General features: G+C 68.0%; 15 protein-coding genes. 4 read left to right on the top strand and 11 right to left on the bottom strand.

Annotated features, from left to right (window positions below):
• Positions 1–16: 16 nt before the first annotated feature.
• From DY157_RS10500 to DY157_RS10465, 8 genes are all read right to left on the bottom strand, one after another.
• Positions 17–1,279 (bottom strand): DUF2318 domain-containing protein, encoded by a 1,263-nt coding sequence (locus tag DY157_RS10500; RefSeq protein WP_115728594.1) that lies wholly within the window; start codon positions 1,277–1,279, stop codon positions 17–19.
• 99 nt (positions 1,280–1,378) lie between these two features.
• A complete protein-coding gene (locus tag DY157_RS10495; protein ID WP_115728593.1) occupies positions 1,379–2,005 on the bottom strand; it encodes an iron transporter in 627 nt (208 codons plus the stop codon).
• A gap of 41 nt (positions 2,006–2,046) precedes the next feature.
• On the bottom strand, positions 2,047–3,645 hold the full coding sequence (locus tag DY157_RS10490) for an FTR1 family iron permease (protein WP_115728592.1): 1,599 nt from the start codon (positions 3,643–3,645) through the stop codon (positions 2,047–2,049).
• 130 nt (positions 3,646–3,775) lie between these two features.
• A complete protein-coding gene (locus tag DY157_RS10485; RefSeq protein ID WP_115728591.1) occupies positions 3,776–4,495 on the bottom strand; it encodes an ABC transporter ATP-binding protein in 720 nt (239 codons plus the stop codon).
• 1 nt (position 4,496) lies between these two features.
• Complete coding sequence (locus DY157_RS10480; protein WP_235827193.1) at positions 4,497–5,696, bottom strand: ABC transporter permease; 1,200 nt, start codon at positions 5,694–5,696, stop codon at positions 4,497–4,499.
• Positions 5,697–5,720: 24 nt separating this feature from the next.
• Positions 5,721–6,914, bottom strand: coding sequence for an FtsX-like permease family protein (locus DY157_RS10475; RefSeq protein ID WP_115728589.1), 1,194 nt, complete (start codon positions 6,912–6,914; stop codon positions 5,721–5,723).
• Entirely contained in the window at positions 6,911–7,747 is an 837-nt protein-coding gene (locus DY157_RS10470) for a DUF6273 domain-containing protein (protein WP_235827192.1), read from the bottom strand. Before DY157_RS10470 ends, DY157_RS10475 begins: the two co-directional genes overlap by 4 nt.
• 55 nt (positions 7,748–7,802) lie before the next feature.
• Positions 7,803–8,219, bottom strand: coding sequence for a DUF4418 family protein (locus DY157_RS10465; protein WP_115728587.1), 417 nt, complete (start codon positions 8,217–8,219; stop codon positions 7,803–7,805).
• A 161-nt stretch (positions 8,220–8,380) separates the two neighbouring features.
• On the opposite strand from DY157_RS10465, the gene DY157_RS10460 reads away from it, so the two are divergent.
• Positions 8,381–9,466, top strand: a complete 1,086-nt coding sequence (locus tag DY157_RS10460) for an L-lactate permease (protein ID WP_115728586.1) — start codon at positions 8,381–8,383, stop codon at positions 9,464–9,466.
• 202 nt (positions 9,467–9,668) lie between these two features.
• Here the strand turns inward: DY157_RS10460 and ppdK are convergent, their stop codons facing one another.
• Positions 9,669–12,383: a pyruvate, phosphate dikinase gene (gene ppdK / locus DY157_RS10455; protein ID WP_115728585.1), complete on the bottom strand. Its 2,715-nt coding sequence runs from the start codon at positions 12,381–12,383 to the stop codon at positions 9,669–9,671.
• 223 nt (positions 12,384–12,606) lie between these two features.
• Between ppdK and DY157_RS10450 the strand changes: the two genes are divergently transcribed.
• Genes DY157_RS10450 through DY157_RS10440 form a run of 3 tightly spaced genes read left to right on the top strand, consistent with a single transcriptional unit; the run spans position 12,607 to position 15,788 of the window.
• Entirely contained in the window at positions 12,607–13,116 is a 510-nt protein-coding gene (locus DY157_RS10450; protein ID WP_115728584.1) for a hypothetical protein, read from the top strand.
• A gap of 51 nt (positions 13,117–13,167) precedes the next feature.
• Positions 13,168–14,655, top strand: coding sequence for a hypothetical protein (locus tag DY157_RS10445; protein WP_115728583.1), 1,488 nt, complete (start codon positions 13,168–13,170; stop codon positions 14,653–14,655).
• On the top strand, positions 14,652–15,788 hold the full coding sequence (locus tag DY157_RS10440) for a S8 family peptidase (RefSeq protein WP_160159532.1): 1,137 nt from the start codon (positions 14,652–14,654) through the stop codon (positions 15,786–15,788). Before DY157_RS10445 ends, DY157_RS10440 begins: the two co-directional genes overlap by 4 nt.
• A 132-nt stretch (positions 15,789–15,920) precedes the next feature.
• Here DY157_RS10440 and DY157_RS10435 read toward each other — a convergent pair whose 3' ends face one another.
• The gene (locus tag DY157_RS10435) at positions 15,921–16,469 is read right to left on the bottom strand and encodes a hypothetical protein (RefSeq protein WP_115728581.1); all 549 of its coding nucleotides are present in this window, start codon (positions 16,467–16,469) and stop codon (positions 15,921–15,923) included.
• 62 nt (positions 16,470–16,531) lie between these two features.
• Positions 16,532–17,158: an FHA domain-containing protein gene (locus DY157_RS12010; protein ID WP_407923477.1), complete on the bottom strand. Its 627-nt coding sequence runs from the start codon at positions 17,156–17,158 to the stop codon at positions 16,532–16,534.
• Positions 17,159–17,220 lie beyond the last annotated feature (62 nt).

The following is a 17,220-nucleotide window of genomic DNA, read 5'->3' as shown; positions in this document are numbered from 1 at the left end:
TCGGAGATGAGAAGGCTCATGCGAAGACGCTCGCATTCGCCTCGAGGACCGACAGCGGGACCGTCAGCGTCCCGTTGGAAACCTCGTACTCGATCGGGATGGGATTGCAGCCGCCCTTGAATCCGATCGTTGCGATGTTCATTGCGACTTCGCAGAGCTTGCAGATGATCTTCCCGTCCTTCTCGTAGTAGCCGGTCGGCCCACAGATCTCACAGGCATCGAGGCCGACGCCGAACGAGGCGCCTGCCTTCTGAATGACGATGAAGCGGACTTCGACCCCCGAAGACGTCGTGTACGCGTAGCGGTGGAGATGGCCGTCGGAGATGTCCGCGATGTTGATGACCGCGCGCTCCTCGACGACGGAGTAGGACTCCGGTTCGGAGAGTTCGACCTCGGCGGAGCCGACGACGACGCCGAGGGTGATCAGCAGCGCGCCGCACAGGTAGCCGCCCGCCGCCGCCCCGGCCATCGTCTTCCAGACGCGTGCGCGGGCGCGGTAGAGGCGCCCCTCGGCGGGGTTGGAGCCCTCTCGGGGCAAGGATCGTCCTTCGCGGACGACGAGGGCGGCGACGAGGAGGAGAACGCACATCGCGCCGATCGGGAAGACGGACTCGTGGTTGATGAGCCAGGAGAGCACGGTGAAAGCCTCGTTCGACATCGAAATAACCCTTTGCGCCTGAAGGATGCGCACGACGAGCATGATGTGAGTAAGGGCGAGGACGGTCACAACGAGGGCGGTCGGCCAGATCCTGCGTCGACCGAGGGAGACGATCTTCCAAGAGAGGGCGCCGAGGACGAAGGGGAGGAGCCAACCGAGAACGTAGCCGACGAGAGCGAGCATCGTACTCGTCGCGAAGACCTCGATTCCCCGGGGGAACATCATGACCACCTGAGCCATCGCCGTGGGCGCGGCGCGGAAGACGATGAGCGCCAGATAGGCGCTCATCGCGAGGAGAATGGCGGAATCGAGGCGCGCGGTCGGCGGGCGTCTCGCCCGAACGGCCAAGAGCGAGACGAAAGCGATCGCGAGAAGGACGGCGATGGGAAGCGTCCACAAGGCGACCGTTTGACGATTGACCGCGCGCGGCGCGAGGGTGTTGACGAGGGTGAGGACGAAGGCGGAGAAGAGCCCGGCGCCGATGCCGATGCCGATCGCCCATCTCCGAGCGGCTCTGCCGGATCTGCCGCGTTCGCACGCCGGCAACGCGCCAATGGCCGCTCCCGCGGCGAGGGCGGCGAGGAGCAGCGCGAGGCTCGCCTGGCTCATCTGTTCGATCATCGTTCATCCTCATTCTCGTCATCGCGGCGCGGAGGCGCCGGCGTCATCACGAGGGCACGACGACGGGCCGGAGTGCGCCTCCGGCCCGTCGTCACAGGGTCACCATTCGACAGCGGAGGGATCCCACTTCCAATCCTTGAACTCCGCGACGATCGGCTCGGTCCAGAACCGCCCCTTGACGCCCGTGGTCTCGTCGGTGTGGAGGAGCCAGCCGTTCTCCTCAGGGGAATGGACGATGAACTGAACCGTGTAGGTGCCGGCGTCGAGCTTCGGGAGGTTGAGGCCGTAGTGCGGGCCGTCGGAGGCGTTCATCGGCATGAAGGTCCCCTCGAGTACGGCGTTACCGTCGGCGCCGAGAATCTTGTAGTCGACCTTGAGGCCCGGGATGAAGTCGCCGACGCCGTAGCCGAGCTCGTTGCCTTCGACGGCGGAGATGTCGGCCTCGATGTGCATCGAGGAGTCCTTGGCGGGGGTCTGGACCTGGGGCTCCATGTCGACCGGCTGGAAGTAGACTCCGGAGATCTTCAGGGGGCCGGAGAAGACGTCGTCGCCGAGGGGGAATTCGTCGAAACCGGCGCCCTCGCCGGGCGCGGCGGCTTCGCTGGACTGAGCGGCCATTTCTGCGGGCTTCGCGGTCTGTCCGCTCTGGGAGGAGCATGCCGAGAGGCCGGTCATCAGGGCGACGGCCGCGACGGCCGCGCCGATGGTGCTGAGTGAGCGCTTCATGAATCAAACTCCATGTCGGTGTGGGATGGTTCGACGGTTCGTCACTTCTCGGGGAGCGCGCGGCGCATGCGGCGCCTCCCCCAGAGGTACAGGCCGACGATGATGATGAGAACCACTGCCTGTGCGGAGAGGTTCTCCACTCGGGGGTAGATCCCCAAGAGGTCGATGGTCGGGAGGCCGCTGAGGGGCGTCAGGGGCAGGACGTCTGCCTCCTGGAGCTCCTTGATGCCCGATCCGGTGAAGGTGACGGCCATGACCGCCAACAGGAGCGATGTGACCGCGAAGAAGGGGCGCAGTGGAATCCTCAGGGCGGCGAATTGGATGAGGAAGTAGACCACGGCGAGGATGGCGAGGCCGACGCCCATGCCGATCCACACGTATCCGACAGCCGCGCCCGCATGGGAGATGACCGGCACGTAGAAAAGGATCGTCTCTGCCCCCTCACGAAGGACCGCGAGGAATGCGATGGCGGCCAGGCCGAGGAGGGAGCCGTGGTTGAGAGAGGCGTCCGTCTGATCCTTGATGTAGCGGTCCCAGGCTTCGTTGGAGGACTTGGAGACCATCCAGTTCGAGACCCAGATGAGCATGGCGACCGCGAAGAGGGCGGCGACCCCTTCGAGGAGTTCCTGATTGGCGCCCGCGAGATTCGCGAACGCAGAGAAGAGGACGGCGAGGACCGCGGAGGCGACGAGGGCGAGGGCGACTCCAATCCATACGACCTTCGACTTGTCCTTGTGCCCGGCCTTGGCGAGATAGGCGAGGATCGCGGCGACGACGAGGATCGCCTCCATGCCCTCCCGGAGGATGACGAGGAGCGAGGGGAGGAAGCCCGACAGCCAGGGGCTCGTGGGGGCAGTCGCTTCGCCGACGTAGCCGTCGAGGGTGTTGGCGTCCTCGCGCAGGTAGTTCTTGAGATCGGCGATGTGCTGGGCGACGGCGGCGTCATCGCGATCACTCATCGCCTTCTTGACGAGGGAGAACTCCATCTCGACAGTGGAAACCCGATTCCCCGAGATGCGGGCCATGACCTGCTTCTCGAAACCAAGGGTCTCATAGCGCCGGTAGTAGGCGGTGTTCACCCCGTCCTTGCCCACCTCGATGTCTCCGCCCAGATAGGCCTTCTCGGCCTCATCGAGGATCTCACCCATCTCCTTCGCGACGCGCCCCCAGGCTCCTGGGCTGTAATCGCTCGAAGCGGCGGCCGCTCGAACACCGTCGAGGGTGTTGGCGTCCTCGCGCAGGTAGTTCTTGAGATCGGCGATGTGCTGGGCGACGGCGGCGTCATCGCGATCACTCATCGCCTTCTTGACGAGGGAGAACTCCATCTCGACGGTGGAAACCCGATTCCCCGAGATGCGGGCCATGACCTGCTTCTCGAAACCAAGGGTCTCATAGCGCCGGTAGTAGGCGGTGTTCACCCCGTCCTTGCCCGCCTCGATGTCTCCGCCCAGATAGGCCTTCTCGGCCTCATCGAGGATCTCACCCATCTCCTTCGCGACCGCGCCCCAGCCGGAGTCAGCGCCCTCGGCTCGTGCAGCGGCCGGCGCGAGGACCCCGATGAGAAGGGCGAGGATGAAGGGGGCGAGGAGGATCCAGGGGCGCCTCGTCAGTGCTGTCGTCGAGGATATCGATGCGCTCACCCGCGTTCCTCCAAAGTTCCGCTCGTCGGTGTTGTGTTGATAAGGGCGAACGGGAAGTTGACTCACCCGAAAGCGCCGACGTTAGCTTAGTCTAACCTCAATAAATTCAGAATAGCCTATGAAAGAGTTATCAAATTGAGATCTTCGCAGGCGGGAGCGCCTCGGCTCGGGGAGCCCCGACGCAGAGGACCCCACTGTCCATCGTCATCACACGATCGGCGAAACGGACCGCCTCGTCCTCGTGCGTCACCACGAGCACCGCCGCGCCCTCGTCCGCCGCCCGCCGGAGCATCCTCAGCACCACCTGGGCGTTCCCCGCATCCAGCCCCGCAGTCGGTTCGTCGGCGAGAACCGTCTCCGGTCGCATCACTAGCGCTCGCGCCACCGCCATCCGACGCAGTTCCCCTCCCGAAAGCTCATTGGGACGAGCATCGGCCAGAGCCACCAGATCAACGCCCTCCAGCAGCGCCTCCGCCCGCTCACGGATTCCCTCTCCCTCGACTCGTGACCGGATGATTGACGGGAGGAGAACGTTCTCCACCACCGATAGGCTGCGCAGCGCGGTATGCCCCTGAGGGATCACGCCGATCCTCTCGTTGCGCAGCGATGCGGCCTCGGCATCCGGAAGGGCGTAAAGATCCTCGCCGTCGATCAGGACGACTCCCTCCGTCGGCGCGAGGATCCCCGCCAACATCGACAACAGCGTGCTCTTACCACTTCCCGAACGCCCGCGAATCACCAGCAGCTCGCCGGGGACCAGGCGAAGATCCACGGGCTCGACCGCCGTAAACATCGCTCCTCCCCGCGCACGCGGGAAGTCCTTCCTCACGCCCTTCGTTTCAAGAGTCATGTCATTCCCCTTCCCTGAGGACGAGACCCGCGTCCATCGCGCCGATACGACGAATCGAGATCCACCCCGCGACCCCCGCTGCGGCCAGGGCGACGAGGAGCGCGGCGAGGGCGACGAGCGCCGACTCCAACGGCCCTGGCATGAGGAACCCGATGCCGAGCAGTTGACCGACCAGCACCCGGAAGGCCGAGAGCAGAACCCCCGACACGACGACGCCCGCGAGCGCACCGGTCAGATCGACAGACGCGGACTCTGCGAGGACGAGGAGCCTGAGCCGTGAACGACTCATTCCCATCGCCCTGAGGAGGGCGAACTCACGAGCCCGTTCATGAATCATCATCGTGAACACGAGGACGCTCATCCCCGATCCGACCGCCCATACGACCCCCACGAGCAGCGCGACCGCGCGCGACGTCCGCACGAGCGTCTCCGAGATCCCTGAGACCATGCTCTTCGCCGTCGAAACGGAGACCCCGTCCACGCTCTCACGGATCCGCTGGGCGACCGCCTCCGCATTCTCGCCGTCGGCGACGCGGACGAGGACCGACGACACGACGCTCCCCGGATCGGCGTCCCGATACTTGTTCAGCCCCTTCTCCAACGAGGCCGCCATGAGGCTCCTCCCCGTGTCGAAGTTCGCGTACACGGCATTGTCGAGGGTCGAGCCCGTCGGATCGAACTGACCGACGACTCTGAGAGTCCGACCGTAGATCTTGAAGGATCCGTCAACCGGTACGGCGACGTTCGCTCCCACGAGAACGTCCATCTCGCCGATCTCCACGCTGCCCGTCGTGTCGGCGATCCACGGTTGAATGGCGAAGTCCGTGTCCGGATCGAAGGCGATGACCTGATACCTCCCCGAGCAGCAGCTCGCCCTCGCGGATGCGAGAAAGATCTGGGGGGACGCCTTCTCCACGCCGGCGACCTCCCGGACCCGCGCAACGACCCCCGCATCCATGTAGAAATATCCCGGCTCGGCCTCGAGGAGGAAGGTCCGGGCGTCGAAGTCCCCACCGGCATCGCTCGGCGTGACGAGCACATCGGCTCCGAGACGCGCCTCCACCGTCGCCAGGCCTCCGCGGATCCCCTGCACGAGGACGGTTCCCCCGAAGACGGCCGAGGCCATGAGCGCCGCGAAGACGAACAGCGCGAAGGTGCGCATCGGACACGCGCGCAGATTGCGAAGGGGCAGCGCCCTCATCGAAAGCATGGTCCCGTCTCTTTCCTATGTCGTCAGCAGCATCGAGTCGTCCGCGGCGCGCAACAGCCTCGGAAGAGCGACCTTCGCTCCGAGCCAGGCGACGAGAAGGCTCATCGCGATCGCCGCTGCGGCGAGCGCGGCAAGGTTGCCCGGAGCGACGAGTTCGCCCTTCATGGGCGCGACGCCGATGAGGGCCGCCATCCCTGCCGCCACGAGCGCCCCGAGCAGAGCCCCCGAGGCGTGGACCAGGAGCGTCTCCCACAACAGGACGCGCTCGACGAGGACCCTCGAGGCCCCGAGGATCCTCCATACGTTCGCCTCGCGGCGCCTCTCGTTGAACAGGGCCGACTGGGCGACGACGAGCGCCCCGAGCAGGATCAGCCACGTCAGTGCCGCGGCCCCGGCGAGAATCGACGAATGCGCGGACATCGACGAGGCGGTTCCGGCGAGCGCCTCCTCCGAATGGACGGCCGTCACGCGTCGGACGTAGAGGTTGATCCAGTTCGTCACCGACTCCGCGTCCGAGCGCTCCTTGAGTCGCAGAAGCGCGACCGAGTAGTCCGCATGCGGGTCGACAGAGGCGAAGGACTCGTCACCCGCCGCGACCGCGGCCGAGATCACCCGCTCGAGGGAGTCAATCGGCACGAACACCGCCTTGTCCAACTCGGTGCCGGTCCTCTCGAGATGAGAGTCGACCGGCCACTCCTCGCCGAAGAGGGTCACAGCTCCCGCCTCCGACACCGCAGCATCGGCGCCCACCGCGACGGTCCCCTCCGGCACCGTGTGATCGGCCCCCTCGCGCAGCCAAGGCGCGACGACGAAGTCGGAGAGCGGATCAAAACCGATGATCCAGACGGGTTCTCCCCCACCGCTCGTGTCCGACAGGTAGAGCTGATAGGCGATGCGATCGATGTCCTCGTTGGAACTCAGACGCGACAGACTCGAGCGCTCCTTGTGGAAAAGGACGGGGCTGCCGACCATCTGGACGCAGGACTTGTCGAGCTGCAGGAAACCCGCCGAGGGGTAGACGACGACGTCCGCGCCCAATCTGTCTCGAGCGAGGGAGAGCTCCGCCCTCGTCGACTGCACGAGGAGCAGACCCGTCAGAGCGCAGGCGGCCTGCGCGAACACGAGTACCACGAGGATCATCGTCCGCAGCGGGTGCGCCCTCGCGCTCTTCAGCGGGAGGGCGCTCAGCGAAAGACGGCCGCGCCTCATCGGTCGGCGCCTCCCGCCCTCGTATCGAGCCACAGAGCCGGGCGAACCCCGTAGGTCGCATCGGCGGCGGCGCCAGACCCATGACGGACGCCCTCACGGTCGATGTACTGCGCCGTGAAGTCGTAGGTGCCCGGGGAGCGCAACCACCAGTCAGCGTACCCCTCTTCGTTAGCGGGCAAATCGTCGGCCACGACCGCCGCAGACAGGGCGGCCGAACCGAGGCTGGCGCGCTCAACGGCGTCGGAGATGTAGATCGAGGCCTCGGTCTCACTCAGTGCGAAGACCCGGTCCCTCGTCGTGGGACCCGCGGCGGTGCCGGTCGCGGACTGCGGGGTGTTGGGGATCTCGACCGTCGGAACGAGGCAGAGTTCCTTCTCGCTGAAGGCCGTTGCGAGGAAGTCCGAGTTCATCCATCTCCTGAGGTCGGAGTGCTCCCAGGTGACGGGCTCGAAGGGGACGCGATGGTAGGGGGCGGCGTCGAGGGAGTCGCGGCTGAGCAGCAGTAGTCTCTCATCGATCCTGTCGAGGACGATCCAGTGGATCGGCTCCGGCCCGTTCGCGGCATCGCCGTCCTGTTCAAAGGCGCCGAACTCGATGAGCTCCCCCTTCTTCACCGAACGATAGGGAAGAGCGGGGTCGGCTTCGATCATCGCGCGAAGGCGCTCGGCCGAGTCGGCATATCCGCCGAGGTGCGAATAGGCGTCGTAGGCGCCCTCGTGCTCACCGGCCTTCTCAAGGCGGAGGGCCTCCCGATAGGCGGCCCCCATCCGAAGGGAGTGGATCCAGAAGAGGGCGAGCACGAGGGCGAGCAGCGCGGCACCGACGACGATCACACACCGTTTCCCCCTCGTGAGAGAGGCGGGAAGCGCGATGGCACGCGCCCTCACCTCAGGCGACGACCTGCTTGCCGCGCTTCGCCGAGATGGTGAGCGCCCCGGCGCCGGACAGGGCGATAAGAACCGTCATCACCCTGGTGAAGGGCTGGAAGACGGTGTAGCAGCGCATATTCTTCATCATGCACATAGGGCAGATTCCGCCGGGGACGAAGAAGAGGACAACGCTCGCGATGACGGCGAGGAACTGAAGACCAATTCTCATGCCCTTGTTCTTCACGAAAGCGGCAGAACCGAAGAGGGCGACGAGGCCGACCCCTCCCGCAGCGACCGTGTTCTGACACTGGTGACAGTGCATCCAGGTGCCGTCCTCGCGGCGGTGACAGGCGGTGAAGACCGTCGTGACCCCAAGAGCGAGGAGGAGGCTCAAGGCTGCTGGGGCGACGGCGAGCGCCAGATTCTTCTTCGACACGGGTTCGCTCCTCTGTTCTTTGGCGGGCGCACATATCTGATGAGGTTGGACAGATATAGTTAAGGACACCCTTATCTAAATTGTCAATCCGCGCGCACGTCCGGACCACGGATCTCCGATCGTGAGACTCCGGAAGCCGGAAGCATCCCAGAGCGCCCGCCATGCGCGATAATCGAGCGGAAACAGACAGGAGGGCGACGCCGCCCGATCCCGCACGCCCCCGCCCGATCCCGCACGCCGATGCCGCCCCCGAGGAGTTCTCAGTCCTCGCAGCCGCCTTCACACCATCGACCACCGCAGTCGCAGGTTCGCTCCCCCTCTCGGCCCTCTTCGACCTCCTCCCGCTCGCCCTCTTCTTCGTCATGCTCGGAGTCTTCAAGATCGCGACGCACTGGCGCGCACTCGGCTCCCTCGCCGTCGCCCTCCTCATCGCGGCCTTCGGATTCAAGATGCCTCTCGGCCTCGCGGCCCTCGCCCCGACTCAGGGCCTCACCTTCGGCTTACTCGTCATCTGCTACATCGTCGTGGCGGCGGTCTGGCTCTATAACCTCCCCGCAGCCCTCAAGGCGACCGACCTCAAGATCCCCTGGCCCGGACTCGACGGCCGACTCCTCACCCCTGCCGGCGAAGTCTCGGGCGACACGGTCCTGTCGATCTCAACCCTCGCCTCGCCCGGGACCATGCTCATCCTCGCCTCCCTCGTCGTCACGATCGTCTACTCGGTGAATCCCTCCGGCGGACGCTTCCCCTTCAGCATGTCCAAGGGCATCGCGACCCTTGGACGCACGGTGATCGGGCTGCGCATGGCGATCCTCACGATCAGCGCCGTCATGGCGCTCGCCTACACGATGAACTTCTCCGGGCAGACCGTGGCCATCGGCACCGCACTGGCCGCGACCGGCACCACCTTCGCCTTCTTCGCCCCCGTACTCGGATGGATCGGCACCGCGGTCACGGGTTCAGCGACCTCCGCGGGAGCCCGTTTCGCCTCGCTCCATTCCGCGGTCGCCGCGCAGACGGGCCTCAGCCCCCAGCTCCTCCTCTCGGTCAACGAGATCGGCGGCGGCATCGGGAAGATCGTGAGCCCGCAGAACCTCGCCATCGCGGCGACCGCGGTGAAACGAGAGGGCCTGGAACCCGAGCTTCTGCGTCGCGCGGCCCCCTATTCGATCGGTCTGCTGCTCCTCCTGTCGATCATCACGACGCTCGCCTCCGTCGGAGTGCTCGGCTTCATCATCGCAGGCTGAATCACACCGCCCCCGCCGAGGGGATCACCCGGCGGGCGTGCGCAGCGCGCCCCTCTTCTGCGCCGATCGCGGGAACGCCCTCAGGTTGAGGAGGCATTCGCGCTCAAGCGAAGCCCTCGACGCCGAGCGGGTGCGCCCCGGGCCTTGGCCCGGGGCGCACCCGCTCTCTATGCGGCGTCAGAGTCGCCCGATCACATCGTGATCAGGCCTCCTGAGATTCGGCCAGCACCGCGGCGCGGCCGGCCTCAAGGCGGGCGACCGGGACGCGGAACGGCGAGCAGGACACGTAGTCGAGCCCGACCTCGTGGAAGAAGTGGATCGACGCGGGGTCGCCGCCGTGTTCGCCGCAGACGCCGAGCTTGATGTCCGGCTTCGTCGAGCGCGCCCGAGTGACGCCCTCGCGCACGACCATGCCGACGCCGTGGACGTCGATCGACTCGAACGGCGAGACGCCGAAGATGCCCGCCTCGATGTACTGCGGGAAGAAGACGCCCTCGACGTCGTCGCGCGAGAAGCCCCACACGGTCTGCGTGAGGTCGTTCGTGCCGAACGAGAAGAAGTCCGCCTCCTCGGCGAGATCCTCGGCCGTCATGGCGGCGCGGGGGAGCTCGATCATGGCGCCGATGGTGACGCCGGAGAGGTCGACGCCGTGCTCGGCCGCGACCTCGGCGATGATGCCCTCGCCCTCCTCGCGGATGAGCTGGAGCTCGCGGACGGAGCCGACGAGCGGAACCATGATCTCCGGCTTCGGATCCAAGCCCTTGGCGACGAGCTCGGCCGCCGCCTCGCAGAGCGCGCGCATCTGGAGGGCGAAGAGGCCGGGCAGGTAGATGCCGAGGCGAACGCCGCGCAGGCCGAGCATCGGGTTCTGCTCGTGGAAGCGACGAACCTCGACGAGCATGCGCTCATCGGCCGGATCGACGGTGCCGGTCGCCTTGGCAACCGCGACCTTGATCTCGAGCTCGCCGAGAGCCGGCATGAACTCGTGGAGCGGCGGGTCGATGAGGCGAACGGTCATCGACTTGCCGTCCATGACCTCGAGCATCTCGAGGAAGTCCTGCTTCTGGAGCTTCTCGAGCTCGGCGAAGGCCGCGAGGCGCTCCTCCGACTCGGGGGCCGAGAGGATCGCGCGCTCGACGAGCGGGCGGCGGGCGCCGAGGAACATGTGCTCGGTGCGGCACAGGCCGATGCCCTCCGCGCCGAACTCGATGGAGCGGCGCGAGTCGGTCGGGGTGTCGGCGTTCGCGCGAACGTGGAGGCGACGGACTGAATCGGCGTGCGTGAGGATCTTGTCGACGGCCTTGACGAGCTCCTGCGTGCCCTCGTCGTCGCCGGCCGCGATGAGGCCGGCCTCGAGGCCGTGGGAGAGGTAGGTCGTGACGGGCGAGTCGGTGACGGGGACGTCGCCGATGAAGATCTCGCCGGTCTGGCCGTCGATGGCGATCGTGTCGTCGGCGGTGAGGACGCGGCCGCCGATGGTGACGGTGCCGGCCTCGGCGTCGATCTCGAGTGCCTCGGCGCCGCAGACGCAGGTCTTGCCCATGCCGCGGGCCACGACGGCGGCGTGCGAGGTCTTGCCGCCGCGGGCGGTGAGGACGCCCTCGGCGACGACCATGCCGGGCAGGTCGTCGGGGTTGGTCTCGCGGCGGACGAGGACGCACTTGACGCCCTTGGCGGCGAGGTCCTCGGCCTGCGCGTTGTCGAAGGCGATCTTGCCGACGGCGGCGCCCGGGGAGGCCGCCATGCCGCGGGCGACGAGTTCCTTCGAGGCCTTCGCGTCGAACTGCGGGAACATCAGCTGGGTGAGCTGATCGCCGGTGACGCGAGTGAGGGCCTCGTCGCGCGTGATGAGCTTCTCCTCGACGAGCTGGGTCGCGATGCGGAAGGCCGCGGCCGCGGTGCGCTTGCCGACGCGGGTCTGGAGCATCCAGAGCTTGCCGCGCTCGATGGTGAACTCGATGTCGCACATGTCGCGGTAGTGCGTCTCGAGCTTGCGCATGATGCCGCGGAGCTGGTCGTAGGACGCCTTGTCGATCTTCTCGAGATCGGCGAGGGAGAGGGTGTTGCGGATGCCGGCGACGACGTCCTCGCCCTGAGCGTTCTCGAGGTAGTCGCCGTAGACGCCGGAGTGGCCCGAAGAGGGGTCGCGGGTGAAGCAGACGCCCGTGCCGGAGCCGTCGCCCATGTTGCCGAAGACCATCGTGCAGATGTTGACGGCGGTGCCGAGGTCGTGGGGGATGCGCTCGCGACGGCGGTAGATGCGCGCGCGCTCGGTGTTCCACGAACGGAAGACGGCCTCGATGGCCATGTCCATCTGGACGCGCGGATCCTGCGGGAAGTCCATGCCCTTCTGCTCGGACACGATGCGCTTGTAGGTGACGACGAGGCCCTTGAGGTCGTCGGCGGTGAGCTCGGTGTCGCCCTCCACGCCGCGCTCGGCCTTGAGGGAGTCGAGGGCATCGGAGAAGAGGTCGCCGTCGATGTCGAGAACGGTCTTGCCGAACATCTGGATGAGGCGGCGGTAGGAGTCCCACGCGAAGCGCTCGTTGCCGGACTTCTCGGCGAGGCCGAGGACCGACTCGTCGTTGAGGCCGATGTTGAGGACGGTCTCCATCATGCCGGGCATCGAGAACTTCGCGCCGGAGCGGACGGAGACGAGGAGAGGATCGGCGGCATCGCCGAGGTGACGGCCCATCGAGTCCTCGACGCGGCGAAGGGCCGTCGTCACCTCGGTGGCGAGGGATTCGGGGACGACCGAGTCCTTGAGGTAGGCGCGGCACGCCTCGGTCGTGATGGTGAATCCCGGGGGAACCGGCAGGCCGAGCTTGGTCATCTCGGCGAGGTTCGCGCCCTTGCCTCCGAGCAGGTCCTTCATGGACTTGTCGCCCTCGGAGAAGTCGTACACGTACTTGACCATCGAGGTCCTCAACTTCCGTTGTCGCGAATGGTGGTCCGCCTTCGGACCGCAAGCGGAAGGATATCAAGGAAGGGACCTAAGTCACCACACAGGCTGCTCATCTCACTTTTGACATTTGTTCTGAAAGGTTCGGCGCGCCCGCGCCCGCGGGCTCCGCCCTATCGCCGGACCAACGGTTCCCCTATAGTCGTGAGCAGCCGACTCCGTCGACGAAGGACACCCAATGACTACGACAGAGCTCAACACCGAAAAGCTCGCGCAGGCGTCGAAGACCCTCGAGGATTCGACTTCCGAGCAGGCGAGCCGATCCGTCACCGATGCGGCGACGATCAACGGGTACCAGTGCTCCTCGAAATGGGGGGCCGAGGACGGCCCCGCCTCGTTCCAGGGGCGCTACACGGACTACCTCCTCTACCTCGAGCACGAGCTCGGCGTCATGCGCGACCAGCTCGACGGATTCGTCCGGGCGACGCGATCCACCGCCGAGGCCTTCAAGGAGAACGAGGAGGACACGGCCGGCGCCGCGCGGAAGATGGAGGAGAACCTCACCGAGATCTCCTCGAACACCCGCGACGTCGAGACCGACACCCGAACGGAGGCGAGCTACAAGGAGAACGAGGGCGCCGAGGCGACCGCGTTCGAGGACGCTGCCGAGAAGGCGGAGGCGGCCCGACCCGCCGTCCCCGCCGGGCCCGGGTACGCCCGCGCTGGCGGATTCCCCGTCGCGGAGTGATCCGCGCACCACCCATCGCACGATCGCGACGAAGAAATCGGAGAATCACGCATGAGCGGCGAATACAAGCGCCTGGCTGCGGTCGACGGCCTCAGCACCGACGCCTACGGCGCGGAGAGCCTCTCGGACGGCATCCGCACCGCGATCACCGAGTGCAAGGAGGCGATCTCCGCCTTCGCCGACTCCGCCGGCATGTCCGGCGACCTCGACGCCGCGATCCGCCAGTGGATCGGCGAGTTCTCGCAGCGGCTCGCGACGATGAAGTCCGAATTCGAGGCGAACACCGCCCAGGAGCGCTCCGCACGCTCGGCGATGGCGACGGCCCGCTCCGGGTTCTCCCGCCTCGCGACCGACGCGATGATCGAGTCGGAGGCCCAGTCCATCGCCAACGGCCCCGACGTCGAGGTCGGCGGACAGACGGTGAGCGCCCGCGTCTACGCCGACGAGCTCAAGCGCCGCAGGTACGCCGAACGCGACCGCGCGGCCGGCACGATCCTCACGACGATGAACTCGGACGTCTCCTCCTGCGCCCAGTCCGTCACCTGGGGCGGGGAATGGAGGGAGGACACGACCCCCGATTCGGGGGCGGGCGCCGGATACACGGGCAGCCGGTCGGCGGGGTTCGCATCGACCGCATCGGCGGGAGCCGTCGTCTCCTCCGCCGCCGTCAACACCGCGCGCCTCGCCGGCGCGGGAGTCGGCGGTGCGGTCCTCTCGACGAAGAGCACCCAGAGCCTCACGCCCGGCGTCCCGGTGAACTGGACGCGGCCCGCTCCCGGAGCCGTCGGTTCGGCGTCGAACCCGATCACCGATCCCGCGCGCCTCGCGCGCATCGACCTCCTTCGCACGCCCGTCAATCAGCGGATGACGGCGGACGGCCCGGTCGGCGGTCACCTCCCGCCCTCGACGACGAATATCGACGATCCGCGCTGGCGCGCCTACACCGGCTACGCGCCGACGACCGCCTCGGGCGCCCAGCACGCCTCGGCGGCCGGCCTCGTCGGCGGGATGCTCGGACTCGGCGGGTCCGCCCTCGCGGCGCGCGGCCTCGGCGGCGCCTCGACCTTCATCACGGGCACCGCCTCGGGATCCGCGCTCGCCCCGTCCGTCGCCTCGACGGGTCTCCTGTCCGCCCGCGCGGCCACCGCGCCCGGCTCCGCCTCCGCCTCCGCCCTGTCCGGCTCGGCGCTCTCCGCGCGCGGCGCCGCGGGCGCGGCCCTCGGTTCGAACGTCCCGGCCTCCGCGGCGGGCACTGCCGCGGGCTCGGGCGCGCGCGGCCCGATGCTCTCGGGCGCGCAGGCGGGCGCCGCCTCGCAGGCCGCGTCGGGACGGGCGACGGCCCGCGGCGCCGGCGCGTACGGTCCGGCCGGAGCCTCCCGATCCGAGGATCGCAAGCGGCGCGGCCGATCGCGCATCGGCTACGAGGTCCTCAGGCTCAACGAGGACGAGGCCGCCGCCCCGATCGACCCGAGCCCGCTCGCCTCGGGCACCGCCTCCGACCTCGCGCCCCTCGATCGGGAGGAGTCCGACCAGTGGTGAGCGCACGGATCCGAGCCGTCGGAGCCCTCGGCGCCCTCGCCCTGCTCGGCGCCCTCGTCGTCCCCGCCGCGCGGGCCGACGACACGATCAGGACCCAGCCCTTCTCCGAGGTCCTCGGCATCCCCTACCTCCACGAGCACGGACTCACGGGCGAGGGCGTGACGATCGGGATCATCGACGGACGGATCGACACGAGCATCCCCGAACTCGCGGGCTCCGACATCACGGTGCACGACGTGTGCCCCGTCGAGAACTACGAGGACGAGTCGATCACCCACGGGTCCGCGATGACCGCCCTCATCGCCTCGAAGGACTACGGGGTCGCGCCGGGGGCCAAGATCCACTTCTACACGCGCATCGGCCTGGCGACCGAGCGGCCGACCGACGAGTGCGCCGGTCATCGCGGCCTGGGCTACGCGATCAATCAGGCGATCGACGACGGCGCGGACATCATCTCGATCTCCTTCGCCGGGTTCCGCGACGACGTCGAGTACGCGCTCGCGAGGGCCGAGATGAAGGGGATCCCCGTCGTCGTCGCGTCCGGCAACGAGTCCGTCCGCAACGCGAAGGACTCCCTCGGTTCGATGAACACGACGATCGGCGTCGGCTCGACGGACGGCGACGGAGTCCACGCCGACTTCTCCAACACGGGCGAGTCCGTGACGATCTCCGCACCCGGCTTCGCGACCGTCCGGAATCTCCCGGACAACGCGATCCGCGATATGCGGGGAACGTCCGTGTCGACGGCGCTCGTCTCCGGATTCCTCGCCGTCGCCATGCAGAAGTGGCCGGACGCGACCGGCGATCAGATCATCCGTCTCCTCCTCGAGACCGCGACGCGCGGCGACGACGAGGAGCGCGACGACGTCTACGGATACGGGCTCCTCTCCCCGCAGGGACTCATCACGACCGATCCGACGAAGTTCGAGGACGCCCATCCGCTCCTCGACAAGGGCGTCGCCGAATGGCTCCCGACGAAGGATCAACTGGCGGACTACTCCGACGGGCTCGTCGATCCGACCGTCATCGACGCGAACGACGCCGACTACGTCTACCGGGGGGACAACGACGCGATCCTCGCGAACTTCCCGGAGATCACGCGCCTCGGCACCTCTCCGCGCTACCACCGCTGACAGCTCCGCCCGACGGCGGCGCGGCTCCGGCCTCGTGAGGATCGACGAGGGCGGGACCGCGCGCCTGCGGGCGGGGGATGCGCGGGCCGGCCGCCCGTTCGAGGCGGCCCGCCGTCTCCCGCGCGCGACCGGCTACTCGGCGAGGAATCGGCGGAGAGTCTCCTGATCGCTCGTCACGTCGCCCGTGTCGAGGGTGAAGGTGTAGAGAAGGGTCGAGGCCGCCTCGTCGTCGACGCTGATCCTCCACGAGGAGTAGTAGGCGCACTTCTCGTCCTCGCAGAGGTCGATCGTCCGGTCGCCGACGCGCCAGTGCGTCGCGTACGACATCATTCCGGAGAGCTCCTTCTCCGAGGCGGCGACGGTCCCGTCCTTCGCGAGCTCGAGCGTGCGCGGAGTCCCCGGGTCGACGTCGAAGTAGGTGAGCTTCTGGCCGACGACGCCGCTCACGCGGGTCGCCTCCTCGACGATCGCCGTCTTCGCGTCCTCGGAATCGGCGGCCGCGACCTGCTTCTTGTAATCCTCCTTGAGGCCGTCGCCGATGTAGGCGAGCGCGTCGATCGCCTTCTCGTTCGGACCGCCGGCCGAGGCTCCGCCCCCTTCGTCCGAGCAGGCCGTGAGGGCGCCCGCGGCGAGGAGGACGAGGGCGAGGGCGCGCGTCGCGCGGGAAGCGAGGAGGGGCATGGCGAGTCCTTCGTCTCGAGGGGTCGTCGGTCGTGCGTCGGTCGGGTGCGCGAGGGGTCGCATCAGCGGATCCTGAATTCGATGGTCGTCGATTCGCCGACGTCGATGAGGTCCCCGTCGGCGAGGGGCAGCACGAGCATGGGCGCGGCCTCGTCGACCGAGCCGTCCGCGTGGCGCAGGAGCGTCCCGTTCGCCGATCCGAGGTCCATGAGCGACCAGGCGCCCGGAGCGGTCGCGATGACTGCGCAGTGGGAGCGGGAGATCTCATGGGCGGGGCTCAGGAGGCGCAGCGTCGTCGCCGCCGGACGACCGGTGAGCGCTCGGGCGTCGGGGTCGCGGCCGATAACGACGTCGCGGCTCGCCTCGACGGGGGCGCTCCCCCCGTGGACGAGGTAGCCGACGGGCTGTCGCGCTGCGCCGACGGGGACGCGGCGCATCACCGTCTCCTCGGCCCCCGCGGCGCTGCGGAGGCGCTCGAGCATCTCCGGCGTCATCGTCTCCTCGAGGGCCTCGGGGTTGATGGGCAGGGCCGCGGGTCCGCCGAGAGGGGTCGACGGCGCGGAAGCGGCGGTCTCGGGCGGCCGCGGCGCGTCCCGATCTGGCGTCGGCGCGGGCGCGTCGCCCTCCGCTCCGAGGAGGGGCGGGCCGGGCGGGGGGCGGAGCGGGTCCGGGGCGGGCCCTTCTACCACCCTGGCCGAGCAGGCCAATAGAGAGGGGTGAGAAACTTTGGACGGCCTACGATAGACAACCA

It is taken from the genome of Actinomyces culturomici (genome assembly GCF_900499005.1).
In the GTDB taxonomy this organism is placed as follows: Bacteria; Actinomycetota; Actinomycetes; order Actinomycetales; family Actinomycetaceae; genus Pauljensenia; species Pauljensenia culturomici.
Note: the sequence above shows the minus strand (reverse complement) of the source record. Positions and strands in the feature narration are given on the sequence as shown.

What these genes read in the sequence shown, in the direction of transcription:
- ppdK (WP_115728585.1), bottom strand. Translation starts at nt 12,383, where the DNA reads ATGGTCAAGTACGTGTACGACTTCTCCGAGGGCGACAAGTCCATGAAG.
- DY157_RS10460 (WP_115728586.1), top strand. Translation starts at nt 8,381, where the DNA reads ATGCGCGATAATCGAGCGGAAACAGACAGGAGGGCGACGCCGCCCGAT.
- DY157_RS10445 (WP_115728583.1), top strand. Translation starts at nt 13,168, where the DNA reads ATGAGCGGCGAATACAAGCGCCTGGCTGCGGTCGACGGCCTCAGCACC.
- DY157_RS10500 (WP_115728594.1), bottom strand. Translation starts at nt 1,279, where the DNA reads ATGATCGAACAGATGAGCCAGGCGAGCCTCGCGCTGCTCCTCGCCGCC.
- DY157_RS10450 (WP_115728584.1), top strand. Translation starts at nt 12,607, where the DNA reads ATGACTACGACAGAGCTCAACACCGAAAAGCTCGCGCAGGCGTCGAAG.
- DY157_RS10435 (WP_115728581.1), bottom strand. Translation starts at nt 16,469, where the DNA reads ATGCCCCTCCTCGCTTCCCGCGCGACGCGCGCCCTCGCCCTCGTCCTC.
- DY157_RS10480 (WP_235827193.1), bottom strand. Translation starts at nt 5,696, where the DNA reads ATGAGGGCGCTGCCCCTTCGCAATCTGCGCGCGTGTCCGATGCGCACC.
- DY157_RS10475 (WP_115728589.1), bottom strand. Translation starts at nt 6,914, where the DNA reads ATGAGGCGCGGCCGTCTTTCGCTGAGCGCCCTCCCGCTGAAGAGCGCG.
- DY157_RS10485 (WP_115728591.1), bottom strand. Translation starts at nt 4,495, where the DNA reads ATGACTCTTGAAACGAAGGGCGTGAGGAAGGACTTCCCGCGTGCGCGG.
- DY157_RS10495 (WP_115728593.1), bottom strand. Translation starts at nt 2,005, where the DNA reads ATGAAGCGCTCACTCAGCACCATCGGCGCGGCCGTCGCGGCCGTCGCC.